This window comes from Photobacterium piscicola (assembly GCF_046058925.1).
Lineage (GTDB): Bacteria > Pseudomonadota > Gammaproteobacteria > Enterobacterales > Vibrionaceae > Photobacterium > Photobacterium piscicola.
Genome location: NZ_CP175534.1, coordinates 2,214,110 through 2,229,472, shown reverse-complemented (window position 1 = coordinate 2,229,472; position 15,363 = coordinate 2,214,110). Strand labels below are relative to the sequence as shown.

The window sequence follows — 15,363 nt, the reverse complement described above, 5'->3', positions numbered from 1 at the left end:
CTAAGGCCATATGGTTCAAATATTTATAGCAAGCATAAGCGGTTATCTATCGTTACATTTTTTTAACGCCTTACCACCGTATTGGTTTTTACTATTAATAATAGTCATCGGCGCTATATTGTTCATGATGTATCGAAGTCTTATTTTTATTTGCTTTTCACTTGCTATATTCTGGGTTGTTTTTGATGCTAATCAATATATTAACAATATTGATAACATTCCAATAAACAGTACTAATGTTACCATAGATGTAAGCATTAGTACGCTTTTTAATGAAAATATACCCTCTGAGTATTTTGAGGTAAAAGTACTGAATTTACATTCTGCCAATGTTGATTTTGTCTCTCCATTACAGTTAATGGTGTTTTGGAAAGATGCGCCAAGATTAAAGCAAGGACAAATATGGCGTTTACCTGTTAGGTTGAGCCGTATTGTTGGACGTGTTAACCAAGCCGGTTTTGATCGTGAACAATATGCATTAAGCCGCAGTATTCATGGTCGTGCTGTTGTTACTGGGGGAAAGCTTTTACCGACACGATTATCCTCTTCGATATCTTTACGTCAGCAATGGTTAGATAGCGTTACTCCATTATTAAAAAATACTCGCCATCAAAGTTATTTAACCGCTCTAACCTTTGGATTAAGGGAGGGGTTAGAGGCGCAGGACTGGATAAATTTACGTGACAGTGGGCTGGCGCATTTATTAGCGATTTCAGGGTTACATATTGGGTTGGCGATGCTGATCGGATGGTGGTTTGGTTACTTATTGCGGTTATGCTTACCACAAACGGGTTATTGGTTATGGCTACCTTTGCTTTGTGGGCTGTTATTTGCCTTTGGATATGCATGGCTTGCAGGGTTTAGTCTGCCGACTATTCGTGCGTTATTAATGTGTTTAATCGTTGGTGTTCTGCGTATTACTGCAATTAATTGGCGACCTTGGCAAATTTTATTAGCAACATTAAGTTTGTGTTTGCTATGGGATCCTTTTGTGAGTTACAGCGCAGGCTTCTGGTTATCGTTTGGTGCAGTTATTATCTTTTTAATGATGGTTATTATTGGTAATTCACCAGCATTAGCCGATTTACCTTGGCAGCTGCGGTGGTATCAACACTTAAAGCAGTTGTGTAAAGTACAAGGGTATCTCCTGTTATTAATGTTACCTATGCAGTGGTGGTGGTTTGGTGGCGTCTCTCTAGCTGCACCATTGACTAATTTAATGGCGGTACCTTGGCTTAGTGTGATAACGGTGCCGTTAGTCTTGATTGGCGTTATAACAGTATGGTGGCCAGGGTTGTCTGCATTATTTTGGGGACTGGCTGATGTTTCATTAATGCCTGTTTTACATATTGCAGCGTGGAGTAATGGAGCATGGATGATGTTACCTGCATCAATTACACCATTATTGGTCATTATTACGGTAATAACGGTTGTATGGCCTTTATTACCTTTAGTGTATTTCCGCTGGTTGTACATGAGTATTATTTTTATTGTTCTCAGTTGGTGGTGGAAGCAACATCATAATAATCACAGCTCACCAATGTGGACGATAACAGTATTAGATGTTGGGCACGGATTAGCTATTTTAATAGAGAAACAACAGCGAGTATTTATTTATGATACTGGTAATGCTTGGGATGAAAAAAGTATTGCTCAGTCAGTCATTGAGCCAATATTAGCCTATAAAGGAATATCAGCTGTTGATGGGCTTGTTTTAAGTCATTCTGATAATGATCATGCTGGCGGCAGTGATTATCTTATACAGCGTTATCAACCTCTGAAAAAATACAGTAGCGATCAACGAGATGGCTTTTCAACTTGTGTTATGGGGCAAAAATGGCAATGGCAGGGGCTTGAGTTTACGGTTAAATGGCCACCAACAACTACGATTCGAGCCACAAATTCAGATTCCTGTGTTATTCATGTTCAAGCATTAGGAGGTAAGGGGCCGCGTGTATTATTAACTGGGGATATAGATGCCAAATCTGAGTTAGTGATGTTGACGCAAGCACAGACAGAGCAAGCCGATATTATTGTCGTACCACACCATGGTAGTAGTACCTCATCAACACAAACGTTACTGGATACTATTCAACCTTCGGTCGCGATAGTATCGATTGGATATTTTAATCCATGGGGCTTACCATCTGCTGCGGTTAAGCGGCGTTACCAAGCCAATAATATTGATTGGATCAGTACCCAAGATAGTGGTCAAGTCACGATCAATATTCATCAGAATAACTACCAAATAAAACAACAACGCTATCATTATTCTCAGGCTTGGTATCGACCGCAGTGGCTAGCCTTAAAATAAAAAACGCCTGATTAATGATTATTGATGTTGTTTTTATGAGCATAAAACGTGGTTTAAGAAAAAAGGATTGTGGACAAATTTGGTTGATAGCAATGTTAAGGGTAGAATAGAGAGATTGTATTTTATCAAAATTGGCATTCATGACGCAATTAACAGAAAAATCAACCAAAGATACTTATAAAAGACTGTGGCCTTATATCAAGATCTATAAAGCGGGCATTATTGTCGCGGTTATTGCGCTGATCATAAATGCGGCTGGTGATACCTTGATGTTGTCGATGATTAAACCGCTACTTGATAAAAGTTTTGGCGGGTTTGATAGTATGGATTCGGGTTTTCTTGCCATGATGCCTATCTATCTTGTTGGCTTAATGATCATGCGTGGTGCGAGCGGCTTTGTATCAACCTACTGTTTATCGTGGGTGTCAGGCAATGTCGTAATGAATCTTCGTCGGCAACTATTTCAGCACTTTATGAAAATGCCGGTGGCGTTTTTTGATAAAGAAGCTTCTGGTGCATTATTATCACGTATTACTTATGACTCAGAACAAGTGGCTTCTGCGACCAGTAGTGCTTTGGTGAGCATTGTTCGTGAAGGGGCATCGATCATTGGCTTAATGGTATTGATGTTTTGGAATAGTTGGCAGCTATCGGCTATTTTGATTGTTATCGCCCCTGTTGTTGCTATTAGTATTAGTGTTGTTTCAAAACGATTCCGTAAAATCTCACGTAGTATGCAAGATGCAATGGGTTCTGTGACCTCATCTGCAGAGCAAATGCTAAAAGGCCATAAAGTTGTATTAAGTTACGGTGGTCAAGGTGTTGAGAAGCAACGTTTTGATGAAGTAAGTAATTTAATGCGTCGCCAAACCATGAAATTGGTTTCTGCACAGGCGATAGCGAACCCGATTATCCAACTTATTGCTTCTTCAGCATTGGTTGTGGTGTTGATTCTTGCTAATACGCCATCATTACGTGATTCATTAACACCAGGTACATTTGCTGTCGTATTTGGTGCAATGTTTGGTTTAATGCGTCCACTTAAATCTTTGACCAGTGTTACATCTCAATTCCAACGTGGTATGGCGGCATGTCATACACTGTTTGATTTGATGGATTTAGAAACTGAAAAAGATAATGGTAAGCATGAAGTTGAGCGTGTTAGAGGTGATGTATCAGTCAAAGATGTGACCTTTACTTACCCAACTAAAGACACGCCAGCGCTGCGTAATGTCAGTTTTGAACTGCCAGCAGGTAAAACGGTAGCGCTTGTGGGACGTTCAGGTTCAGGTAAAAGTACCATTGCCAATTTACTTACACGTTTCTATGATATCGACTCAGGAGACTTGCGTTTAGATAATGTTGAAATTCAAGATTATACCTTATCAAACCTACGCTCTCAGGTTGCTGTAGTCTCACAAAATGTACATTTGTTTAATGATACCATTGCCAATAATATCGCTTATGCAAGTGGCGATATGTTTACTCGTGCTGATATTGAACGAGTAGCAGAGCTTGCTTATGCGATGGACTTTATTAAAGATATGGAGCACGGGTTAGATACCGTTATTGGTGAAAATGGTGTGAGCTTATCAGGTGGTCAACGTCAGCGTCTGGCTATCGCTCGTGCATTATTACGTAATGCGCCAGTATTAGTACTCGATGAAGCAACATCAGCGTTAGATACTGAATCTGAGCGTGCGATTCAACGCGCACTTGATGAATTACAAAAAGATCGCACAGTGTTAGTCATTGCTCACCGTTTATCTACAATCGAAAATGCTGATCAGATTTTAGTTGTCGATGACGGTGAAATTATTGAACGTGGTACGCATGGTGAGTTAATTCGTCTTAATGGTGCTTACGCGCAACTTCATCGTATTCAATTTGGTGATTAATTGTGGCTGCTTTCATTGAAGCTATGTGGTACCAGTCAGCATTAAAAGGTAAAACTCGCATTGCTTATTATCTGTTGTGGCCATTATTGTGGCCACTCAGTCAATTGTTTGGTGTATTAAGCCGTCGAAAACGGAATCAATATACAACAGGCAAGAAAATGGCATATCGAGCGCCAGTACCGGTAGTTATTGTTGGTAATATCACCGCTGGTGGTAATGGCAAAACACCGGTAGTGGTCTGGTTGGTGGAACAACTTTTGGCTCAAGGATTAAAACCAGGTGTTGTTTCACGTGGTTATGGTGGCAATGCACCGCATTATCCGTATTTTGTTGAGAGTGATACTAGTACGGATATTGCTGGGGATGAGCCGGTTTTAATTCGTCGTCGAACGGGAGTACCCGTTGCGGTTGCTCCCGTTCGAAGTGATGCGGTAAAGTTACTATTAGAGCATGATGTTGATGTCATTATTACAGATGATGGTTTACAACATTATGCTCTCGCACGAGATATTGAATTAGTTGTAATTGATGGTAAACGTCGGTTTGGTAATCAACAACTATTGCCATTAGGCCCATTACGAGAATCATGTCAGCGCCTTAATGAGGTTGATTTTCTGATTTGTAATGGTGGTGTTGCTGATGCCAATGAAGCGACAATGTACTTAGCTCCGTCAGCGTTGATTAACGTTAAAACAGGCGCGCGTTGTGATGCCTCGTCTTTATCATCTGTTGTTGCAATGGCGGGGATTGGTCATCCACCACGATTTTTTGCAACATTGAATGCGTTAGGAGTAAAGCCTGTTGCATGCCAGCCTTTTGCTGATCATCAACCCTTTACTCATCAAACATTATTAAGTTTAGCCCAACAAGGGCAACATTTAGTGATGACTGAAAAAGATGCGGTAAAATGTTACCCATTTGCTGAGGATAATTGGTGGTATCTGCCTGTCGATGCGGTTATCTCTGAACCACAAGCATCAGCTATCATTAAACAGATTATAGAGGTTAAGGAAAAGTATGGATCACCGTCTGCTTGAAATTGTTGCTTGCCCTGTATGTAAAGGCAAATTAAATTTCGATAAAGAAAAGAATGAATTAGTGTGTAAGTTTGATCGTCTTGCTTATCCTATCGATGACGGTATTCCAGTCCTACTTGATTCAGAAGCGCATACATTAAGTTCTGACGAGGTTAAGTAATGGCCTTTACTGTTATTATTCCTGCACGTTATCAATCAACCCGTTTACCGGGTAAACCGTTAGCTGATATTGCAGGTAAACCAATGGTGCAATGGGTTTACGAACAAGCATGTAAATCTGGTGCAGATCAAGTTATTGTTGCAACTGATGATCAGCGTATTGTCGATGTGGTACAAGGTTTTGGTGGTGAGGTGTGTTTAACTCGCACTGATCATCAATCAGGTACTGAGCGCTTGGCTGAAGTGGTTGAGAAATATCAACTTACTGATGATCATATCGTGGTGAATGTTCAAGGTGATGAGCCGCTTATCCCTGATACAATTATTCGTCAAGTTGCCGATAATATTGCGCATTTTAATGCACCGATGGCAACATTAGCGGTAGAGATTGATCATCATGATGAAATTTTTAATCCTAATGCTGTAAAAGTGGTTACTGATAAAGACGGCTACGCATTGTATTTTAGCCGTGCCGCCATTCCTTGGGATCGGGATAATTTTGCTCAGCAACCGCGTATTGTGCATCATAATTTACTGCGCCATATTGGGATTTATGCTTACCGTGCTGGGTTTATTAATACTTATATTAATTGGCAACCAAGTCCGCTGGAGCAAATCGAATCATTAGAGCAACTTCGTGTGCTTTGGTATGGTGAGAAAATTCATGTTGATGTTGCTATTGATGCGCCACCAGCAGGGGTTGATACCTTAGATGATTTGGAAAAAGTACGGCAGTTAGTTAGTTAACAAAACAGCGAGTTGATATCCGTTATCTCAATAATAAAAAACCGAGTATTACTTACTCGGTTTTTTTATGGGTAAATTAATTGCTGTAATTATTCAGCAATTTTTACACGGATACGGCTTTTATCAACCATCATTTCATGAAGAGCTTTCATTGCGCGAGTTGCTTGTTCATCATCAGCCATTTCAACAAATGCAAATCCTTTTGATTTGCCTGTTTTGTCGTCTAATACAAGGTTACAAGCACTAATTTTACCAAATTCTTCAAACATTTTGTGAATTTGAACTTCAGTTGTGCTGCGAGAAAGGTTACGGATTAAAAGTTTCATGAATTTAATTCTTTCTTAAGTAGTAAGCCATTATTTTATCATGAAATACAGTAAAGCATGCTGAGATTAAAGTGAAATAATACGATAAAAAGAAATTTTAAAATTGTATGATCTTAATAGTTATGCAAACTGCTGTTAAAGTTTTAAAAAAGCCAGTGCGTATCATATCGCAACTGGCCTTAAAATAATTAACTAAAACATGACATTGGAAATCTTATAATGTCTCAGGTTTTACTTTTTCTGCTTGTTGATGTTCAATTTGCGGGTTTAATAGCTCGCTAGTAATACGCTGCCATAATTGCCCTAAACGCTCATGCTCAACAATTTCTATTTGAGTAAGGAATCTTGAATCAGGAACAAAATCACGCATTTGATTACTGGCTCTAAAGTTTGTCGGCGCTGGAATAGGGTGTAATCCCGCTTGATGGAAATAGTAAAGTGCACGTGACATTTGGCTGGCTGATGTTACCAAAATCATATTTTTATCTTTAACGACATCAGCGGCTTGAAATGCTTCTTCTTTGGTATCTTTTGTTGATTCAAATAACAGAATATCCCGTTTATTAACCCCCAATGCGATAGCTAAATGTGCCATTAATCGTGCGTGGCTAATACCATGAGAAGCTAAGCCCCCAAAGCCAGAGAGAATTAATTTAGCATCAGGGTACATGCGGAAGATACGAATGCCTTCAACTAAGCGTGTAATGGCTGTTGGCGATAATTCTGAGGTAATAGGAAACGTTTTATCGATAACTTGGCCGCTGCCTAAGACCATGACATAACTAATTGGTTTGGTGGTACTCACAAAGGCGGCGTTTTCTTGCTCTAATGGGCGTAGCAATGCAGTCGTGATAGGTTGGAATGAACATAAAAAAATGCCAATTAAAGAGATACTCATCAAGATAGAGGCTAATTTTTTTCGACGTGTAAACCACAACACGCATAAACCTATAATGCCCACTAGTAACAGGAAGGGTAGCGGCATCAGTAGCGCTGATATGATTTTTTTAAGTATAAACATAATATGTCGTCCGAAATTTCAGCAGTTGAGCTCTAAAATCGATCACAAGCCTTTATTCCTTTACTGCTTGTGAGAAAATAAGCCATATTCTAGAGTCGCTATCATAACGTAAATGAGCCATGAAAAAAGACCGAAATTTTGACGATTTGGCGAAAAAGTTCGCTGACAATATTTATGGCACAGCGAAAGGCCAAATACGACAAGTTGTTGTTTGGCAAGATATTGAATATATATTGCAACAATTGAATGATGCTTCACCCCTGCAAGTATTAGATGCTGGTGGCGGTATTGGGCAAATATCTCAAAAAATAGCGGCTCTTGGACATCAAGTGACGTTATGTGATCTTTCTAGCGAAATGTTGACACTAGCTGAGCAAGAAATTGCTAAAAATGGCTTAATTGAGCAATATCGGTTAGTGCATTCACCAATTCAAGAAATTAGTAAGCATATAGAGGCACCCGTTGATTTAATTCTCTTTCATGCGGTTATGGAATGGTTGGCTGATCCGATTACAACATTAATGGGTTTATTAGATAACGTAAAACCCGGCGGTGTTATCTCGGTTATGTTTTATAACTATAACGGATTGTTATTTAAGAATCTGATTTGTGGTAATTTAACCCATATAGAACAAGGTATGCCACACCGTAAACGATTTAAATTACAACCTCAGCAAGGAATAAAGCCTGATGATGTATATCAGTGTCTAACTGATGCTGGGTTTGACATAATGGGTAAAACCGGTGTACGCACATTCCATGATTACATGCATCATGATCGAATGGGTGATTACAGTTTCGAACAAGTTCTTGATATGGAGCAAAAGCTTTGTCGTCAGGAACCTTTTTTGTCATTAGGTCGTTATATCCATGTGTATGCGCGTAAGCCATTTACAGAAGTAACACCCACGGTAGTGACAAATTTAAATGATAGCAATAAGGACAAGGGATGAGTGAAGTTACCCAGACTGTTCCTGAGTTAGTAAATTGGGTCAAAAATAATGAATTTGCCCTTAATTTACCAACAGAACGGCTGGCGTTCTTGTTAGCGATTGCAGTGTTAAGTGGTGATCGCTTTGATGAAGAATTAGGGGAAGGTGAGTTGGTCGATGCATTTCGTATTGTGAGCGATATGTTCGGCCAAACCAAGGAAACCCTGGCATTTCGCGCCAATAACGCCATTAATGAATTGGTAAGACAGCGGTTAATATCACGCTTTACCAGTGAGGTTACTGACGGTGCTAGCATTTATCGATTAAGTCCGTTAGCGCTCGGCATCACTGACTATTACGTGCGCCAACGTGAGTTCTCAACGCTAAAATTATCGATTCAGTTAGCAATGGTAGCCGATGAGATCAATAAAGCGGCGACTGCAGCACAAGAAGGCGGTAATGAAAAACATTGGCGTCAAAATGTGCATGCGGTTTTAAAATATTCCGTCGCTGAAATCTTTGATCGAATTGATTTAAACCAACGCGCAATGGATGAGCAGCAACAACAAGTTAAGCTCGATATTGCTGAGTTATTAAATCAAGATTGGCAAGCCGCCATCAGTAGTTGTGAAGTCTTACTTGATGAAACATCATCAACACTGCGTGAATTACAAGATACGTTGCAAGCCGCAGGTGATCAGCTTCAAAGTCAGCTACTTGCGATTCAAGAAGAGATTCAAGGACGTGATGATCTCGATTTTGTTGATGGTATGATTTACATCCTGCAAATGAAGTTAGATCGCATCATCAGTTGGGGACAACAAACAATTGATTTATGGATTGGCTATGACCGCCACGTACATAAATTTATTCGTACCGCAATTGATATGGATAAAAACCGTGCCTTTAGTCAACGATTACGCCAATCGGTTACCGATTACTTCGATGCACCATGGCTACTGACATTTGCAGATGCTGAACGCTTACTTGATATGCGTGATGAAACCTTAATTTTACGGGATGATGAAGTAACTGGTATCGTCCCTGGTGAAATGGAATTTGAAGAACTTGATTTGGTTAACGATCAATTGGCTGAGAAAGTCGGTTTGATGTTAAAAGCACATAAAGCAACAGGTGCACCAATCAACTTGAGTGTTTTACTTAAAGATTATTTGGCACAACATCCGTATGCACAACATTTTGATTTAGCGCGGATTGTGATTGATCAGGCTGTGAGGATGGGGTATTCCGAAGCTGATTTCAATGCCATTCAGCCTGATTGGAAAGCAATTAACGAATACGGAGCCAAGGTACAAGCCCATGTCATTGACAAATATTGAAGAATTTATGCCGGAGAAGTTGGCTAAAGCCATTGCTAACCCACTTTTCCCTACGCTAGATAACGCTTTGCGTTCTGGTCGCCATGTTTCAAGTGAAGATTTAGATAGCCACGCTTATTTAATTGAGTTTGAGAAAGAGTTAGCGATGTTTTACCGTCGTTATAATGCAGAACTTGTACGTGCACCGGAAGGTTTTTTATACTTGCGCCCACGTTCGACCTCATTGATTGGTCGCTCAGTATTATCTGAAATTGATATGCTCGTTGGTAAAGTCTTATGTTTTCTTTACCTTAGCCCTGAGCGTCTAGCTCACGAAGGTATCTTTACTAACCAAGAATTATTTGATGAGTTGTTGGTATTAGCAGATGAACAAAAGCTAATGAAACTTGTCACCAACCGCGCTTCAGGTTCAGATCTTGATCGTGAAAAGCTGTTTGATAAAGTAAAAACAGCGTTACGTCGTTTACGTCGTTTAGGAATGCTTATTCCTATTGGTGAAAATGGCAAGTTCCGTATTAGTGAATCTGTTTTCCGCTTTGGTGCTGATGTACGTACGGGTGATGATGTTCGTGAAGCACAGTTACGATTGATTCGTGACGGTGAAGCCGTGGTTCACCAGCAAGCGTCAAGTCAATCAAGTCTGCTTGATGATATTGACACTAATAATCAAGAAATGCTTGAAATGCAACAAGATGTAGAGCAAGCGGGACAGGAGAGTAGTATTTAATGGAACGCGGCAAGTATCAATCGCTCACCATGATCAACTGGAACGGCTTTTTTGCGCGTACTTTTGATATTGATAATTTGGTGACAACGCTTTCAGGCGGTAACGGTGCAGGTAAATCTACCACAATGGCAGCGTTTATCACGACATTGATTCCAGACCAAAGCCTCCTTCACTTTCGTAATACCACTGAAGCGGGAAGTTCAAATGCTTCTCGTGACAAAGGCCTTCACGGTAAATTAAAACCCGGTGCCTGTTACGCCGCTCTGGATGTGGTTAACTCAAAGCAACAGCGTATTATTTTTGCGGTTAAATTACAGCAAGTAGCTGGCCGCGATAAGAAAGTAGATATTAAGCCATTTTTGATTCAAGGCTTACCATCGCATATTAAACCTGCTGAAATATTAGTTGAAACGATTTCTGAAAATCAAGCCCGTGTTCGTCAGCTTAACGATGTCAAAGATCTTGTTAGTCAGTACGAAGGGGTGCAGTTTAAAACATTTAACTCGGTAACGGACTACCATGTACAAATGTTTGAAATGGGCGTATTACCGAAAAAATTACGTAATAGCCAAGATCGTTCAAAATTCTATCGTCTGATTGAAGCTTCTTTATATGGTGGTATTTCAAGTGCGATCACCCGTTCATTGCGTGATTATTTATTACCGCATAACTCTGGGGTGAAAAAAGCGTTCCAAGATATGGAAGCCGCCTTACGTGAAAACCGTATGACGTTAGAAGCGATTAAATTAACTCAAAGTGATCGTGACTTATTTAAGCATTTGATTTCAGAAGCAACTAATTATGTTGCAGCTGACTATATGCGCCATGCTAATGAGCGTCAGCAAAAATTAGAACAAACCCTGCGTTTACGTGGTGAGCTCATGGGTTCACGCCAAACGCTGATTGATCAGCAGTCATCGTTAAATAACATGAATGCTGAGTTAGCGGAGCTAACGGATCAAGAAAGTGCATTAGAACAAGATCACCAGTCAGCGTCTGATCATTTACAGTTAGTTCAAGCAGCAGTTCGTCAAGCTGAGAAAATTGAGCGTTACAAAGAAGATCTTGAAGAGCTAACAGAGCGTCTTGAAGAACAAGTGATGGTGGTTGAAGAAGCGGCAGAGCAATTAGCAATAGCCGAAGAACAATCACAGCTAACAGAAGAAGAAGTTGATAGTTTAAAAACCCAGTTAGCAGACTACCAGCAAGCATTAGATATGCAGCAGACACGTGCGCTGCAATATCAACAAGCATTACAAGCATTAGAAAAGGCGCGCCAGCTATCTGGTGATCCTCAAATGCTGGCTGATCAAGCGCCACCGTATTTATCGCAGCTTAAACAACAACAGGAACAACAAACAACGGCTTTATTGGCATTAAAACATAAGCTTGATATGTCATCAGCTGCCGCGCAGCAGTTTGAAAAAGGCTTAGCGATTGTGACGACAATTGCCGGTGTTGTCGATCGTACTAATGCGAGTGATAAAGCGCGTGAGCTAATAGAGCATGGACGTCAACTTCGTTCTGTTTCTGAACGTGGTGATCAACTTAAAGCGCAATATCGTGATTTAGAGCGCAGTGTTCGTAGCCAACGTCAAGCTATTGAGTTAGCTGGCGCGTATACGAAAAAGTTTGCGATTACTATTGATGGTGAATTGGCATTAGCTGAAGAACAAGCGCGCCATGAAGCAACCTTAGAAAGCTTAGAGCAAGATCAAGCAAGCTTAGTCGAGCAGCGTAATAACATGCGTCATAACGAGCAAGGCTTAGCTGTTCGTATTACTGCACTTGAAGCTTCAGCTCCTGCGTGGATTGCTGCATCAGATGCATTAGAGACACTTTCTGATCAAGCCAATGTTGAGTTAATTAGCAGCCAAGCTGTTATGGATGCGATGCAAGCAACACTTGATAATGAACGTCAAGTATCAGCGCAGCGTGATAAATTAGCGCAACAGAAGCAAACTTTAGAGCATGATATTGAGCATTTGGCACAGCCTGGCGGTAGTGATAATTCAGGTTTACGTGCATTAGCTGATACGCTTGGCGGAACCATGTTATCTGAAATTTATGATGACATTACGCTTGCTGATGCGCCTTATTTCAGTGCGATGTATGGTCCATCGCGCCATGCTATTATTGTGCCTGATTTAAGCGGTATTAAAGAAAAGCTGATTGCTCTAGATGATTGCCCTGATGACCTTTATATCATTGAAGGTGATGCTGACTCATTTGATGATAGTGGTTTTGATGTTGATGAACTTGAGAATGCGGTATGTGTACATCTCAATGATCGTCAATTGCGTTACTCGCGCTTTCCTAAAGTACCACTGTTTGGTCGAGCTGCACGTGAACAACGGTTAGAGTTTTTACGTGATGAACGTGATCAAGTGGTAGAAGATCATGCAAAAGCGGCATTTGATTCGCAAAAGCTGCAACGTTTATACCAAAGTTTTAATAGTTTTGTGGCAACCCACATGGCGATTGCATTTAATGCCGATCCTGAGGTTGAACTAAAACAAGCTCGTGATCAGCGTAATCAGATCATGCGTCAGTTAGCAGAGTCACAAGCACAAGAGCAACAACAACGTAGTCAACTGGCCGCAGCACGTGAAGGCTTAACCTTATTGGGTAAATTAAACCCAATCGTGACATTGCTTGAAGATGAAACGCTAACTGAACGTTTTGCTGAAGTTGAACAGCAACTTTCGCAGATGGATGAAGCACGTAATTATCTGGATCGTTACGGTAAAGCATTAATTGAACTTGAAGGGTTAGTATCAGCACTTGATGCCGATCCTGAGCAGTTTGATACATTACAAGCTAATTACGAAGCGGCTGATCAAAAACTGCAACAATTGAAAACATTAATCTTTGCGGTTGCAGATTTAGCTGAGCGTCGTCATCACTTTAGTTATGCTGATTCAGTTGAGTTATTGAATAAGAGTTCAGAGCTTAATGAACAGCTAAAACTAAAATTAGCGACAGCAGAGCAGCAACGTAATACTGCTCGTGCAAGTTTGAAGCAATCACGTGCGCAAACCAACCAATATAATCAGTTATTGGCATCACTGAAAAGTTCGCACCAGGCTAAGAATGAAACTGTGCTTGAGTTTGAACGTGAACTGCAAGAGTTAGGTGTGCGTGCAGATGTTGAAGCTGAAGAACGTGCATTAGTACGTCGAAATGAACTCAATGAACGTTTGCATAGTTCACGTAATCGTCGTAGTACATTAGAAAAATCAACCACGTCAATTGAGCTTGAAATGAAAGGCTTGATGAAGCGTTTACGTAAAGTGGGTAAAGATTACCAAGACTTCCGTAAGTTGGTTGTGAATGCTAAAGCGGGTTGGTGTGCGGTATTACGTCTTGCGCGTGAAAGTGATGTTGAACGTCGTTTACATCGCCGTGAAATGGCATACATGTCAGCTGACGAATTACGTTCATTATCAGATAAAGCGCTAGGTGCGTTGCGTCTGGCGGTGGCTGATAACGAAAACTTACGTGATGCATTACGTGCCTCAGAAGATGTGGCGCGTCCTGAGCGTAAAGTGTTGTTCTATATCGCCGTGTATCAGCATCTACGTGAGCGTATTCGTCACGATATTATTCGCACCGATGATCCTGTTGAAGCTATCGAAGAAATGGAAGCTGAGCTTGGTCGTTTAACAGAAGAACTGACCGCTCGTGAACAACGTTTAGCCATCAGTTCAGATTCTGTAGCGAATATTATTCGCAAAACAATTCAGCGTGAGCAAAATCGTATTCGTATGCTTAACCAAGGCCTACAACATGTTGGTTTTGGACAGGTATGTGGTGTACGTCTTAACGTTAAAGTACGTGAAACGCATGAATCGTTACTGCTTGGGTTACTTGATCAAAAAGACCAACATAACGATTTATTTGGTAATCAGCGTCTAACGTTCTCAGAAGCGATTGCGAAATTATTCCAGCGTTTAAATCCACATATTGATATGGGTCAGCGCTCACCGCAAATTCTAGGTGAAGAGTTACTGGATTACCGTAACTACCTTGAGCTGAATATTGAAGTTAACCGTGGTACTGATGGTTGGCTACAAGCAGAATCAGGTGCGTTATCGACGGGTGAAGCGATTGGTACAGGTCAAGCCATTCTATTGATGGTTATACAAAGCTGGGAAGAAGAATCTCGCCGTTTACGCGGTAAAGATATTATTCCTTGCCGTTTATTGTTCCTCGATGAAGCAGCGCGTTTAGATGGTAAGTCTATTGCGACCTTATTTGAGTTATGTGAACGTCTAGATATGCAATTATTGATTGCGGCCCCTGAAAATATTAGTCCTGAAAAGGGCACGACCTATAAATTGGTACGTAAAATATTTAAAGACCGTGAGCATGTGCATGTGGTGGGTTTACGTGGTTTTGGTAATAAACCCAAGGTTGCTGAAATGCCAGTACAAACATTATTGGATATTGAACCTGTGTAAACACACTTATACCAATAGAATCTAGTGAGTTGTTATAAAAAGCCAGCAGTGATGCTGGCTTTTTTTATGGCTGTTATTTAAGTGAGTAAGTCCAAATTGGCGGAACTTATTTGTAGTTTGATCGTGAAGGTTAATTATCATTGACTATAATTTCATCAACCCATTGTTATTCGTGAATGGTATATCGCTATTGTAATGATTATTTAGAGGTCGATTATGGCTAGTACTGAGATTACCGAGCAAGAACGAGGTCGCTATGAATGGTGGGCCTTTTTATTCATTATTATTCTGTTATTTCCGTTGTTATCCATAGCATTAGTCAGTGGTTATGGTTTTACGATATGGGCGTTACAAGTGTTTGTTTTTGGTCCTCCAGGGCATGGGTAGGTTGTAATGTTT

General features: G+C 40.5%; 12 protein-coding genes. 10 read left to right on the top strand and 2 right to left on the bottom strand.

The genetic code is table 11. The features are described 5' to 3' along the window. The first annotated feature begins 10 nt into the window (after positions 1–10). The 5 genes from ACJZU6_RS10610 to kdsB all read left to right on the top strand — a co-directional run bounded on the left by ACJZU6_RS10610 (position 11) and on the right by kdsB (position 6,155). On the top strand, positions 11–2,314 hold the full coding sequence (locus tag ACJZU6_RS10610) for a DNA internalization-related competence protein ComEC/Rec2 (RefSeq protein ID WP_408900245.1): 2,304 nt from the start codon (positions 11–13) through the stop codon (positions 2,312–2,314). A gap of 140 nt (positions 2,315–2,454) precedes the next feature. Next, complete coding sequence (gene msbA / locus ACJZU6_RS10605; protein ID WP_080156668.1) at positions 2,455–4,212, top strand: lipid A ABC transporter ATP-binding protein/permease MsbA; 1,758 nt, start codon at positions 2,455–2,457, stop codon at positions 4,210–4,212. Between the two features lie 2 nt (positions 4,213–4,214). Beyond that, positions 4,215–5,249: a tetraacyldisaccharide 4'-kinase gene (gene lpxK, locus ACJZU6_RS10600; protein WP_369924842.1), complete on the top strand. Its 1,035-nt coding sequence runs from the start codon at positions 4,215–4,217 to the stop codon at positions 5,247–5,249. Next, positions 5,230–5,409: a Trm112 family protein gene (locus ACJZU6_RS10595; protein WP_408900244.1), complete on the top strand. Its 180-nt coding sequence runs from the start codon at positions 5,230–5,232 to the stop codon at positions 5,407–5,409. Before lpxK ends, ACJZU6_RS10595 begins: the two co-directional genes overlap by 20 nt. After that, positions 5,409–6,155 carry a 3-deoxy-manno-octulosonate cytidylyltransferase gene (gene kdsB / locus ACJZU6_RS10590; protein ID WP_408900243.1) on the top strand — a complete coding sequence of 249 codons (747 nt, stop codon included), beginning with the start codon at positions 5,409–5,411 and terminating at the stop codon, positions 6,153–6,155. Before ACJZU6_RS10595 ends, kdsB begins: the two co-directional genes overlap by 1 nt. Before the next feature lie 89 nt (positions 6,156–6,244). Here the strand turns inward: kdsB and ACJZU6_RS10585 are convergent, their stop codons facing one another. Together ACJZU6_RS10585 and elyC are read right to left on the bottom strand one after the other, a co-directional pair. Beyond that, a complete protein-coding gene (locus ACJZU6_RS10585; protein WP_080156665.1) occupies positions 6,245–6,481 on the bottom strand; it encodes an RNA-binding protein in 237 nt (78 codons plus the stop codon). Positions 6,482–6,695: 214 nt separating this feature from the next. Continuing rightward, on the bottom strand, positions 6,696–7,502 hold the full coding sequence (elyC, locus tag ACJZU6_RS10580) for an envelope biogenesis factor ElyC (protein ID WP_080156664.1): 807 nt from the start codon (positions 7,500–7,502) through the stop codon (positions 6,696–6,698). Between the two features lie 119 nt (positions 7,503–7,621). Between elyC and cmoM the strand changes: the two genes are divergently transcribed. The 5 genes from cmoM to ACJZU6_RS10555 all read left to right on the top strand — a co-directional run bounded on the left by cmoM (position 7,622) and on the right by ACJZU6_RS10555 (position 15,351). Continuing rightward, on the top strand, positions 7,622–8,455 hold the full coding sequence (gene cmoM, locus ACJZU6_RS10575) for a tRNA uridine 5-oxyacetic acid(34) methyltransferase CmoM (protein WP_080156663.1): 834 nt from the start codon (positions 7,622–7,624) through the stop codon (positions 8,453–8,455). Further along, a complete protein-coding gene (gene mukF / locus ACJZU6_RS10570; protein WP_080156662.1) occupies positions 8,452–9,774 on the top strand; it encodes a chromosome partition protein MukF in 1,323 nt (440 codons plus the stop codon). Before cmoM ends, mukF begins: the two co-directional genes overlap by 4 nt. Then, positions 9,755–10,501 (top strand): chromosome partition protein MukE, encoded by a 747-nt coding sequence (gene mukE, locus ACJZU6_RS10565; protein ID WP_080156661.1) that lies wholly within the window; start codon positions 9,755–9,757, stop codon positions 10,499–10,501. The genes mukF and mukE overlap by 20 nt, the downstream gene beginning before the upstream one ends. Continuing rightward, positions 10,501–14,964 (top strand): chromosome partition protein MukB, encoded by a 4,464-nt coding sequence (gene mukB, locus ACJZU6_RS10560; protein WP_408900242.1) that lies wholly within the window; start codon positions 10,501–10,503, stop codon positions 14,962–14,964. Before mukE ends, mukB begins: the two co-directional genes overlap by 1 nt. 216 nt (positions 14,965–15,180) lie before the next feature. Continuing rightward, positions 15,181–15,351, top strand: coding sequence for a periplasmic nitrate reductase, NapE protein (locus ACJZU6_RS10555; protein ID WP_080156659.1), 171 nt, complete (start codon positions 15,181–15,183; stop codon positions 15,349–15,351). The last annotated feature ends 12 nt before the right edge of the window (positions 15,352–15,363 follow it).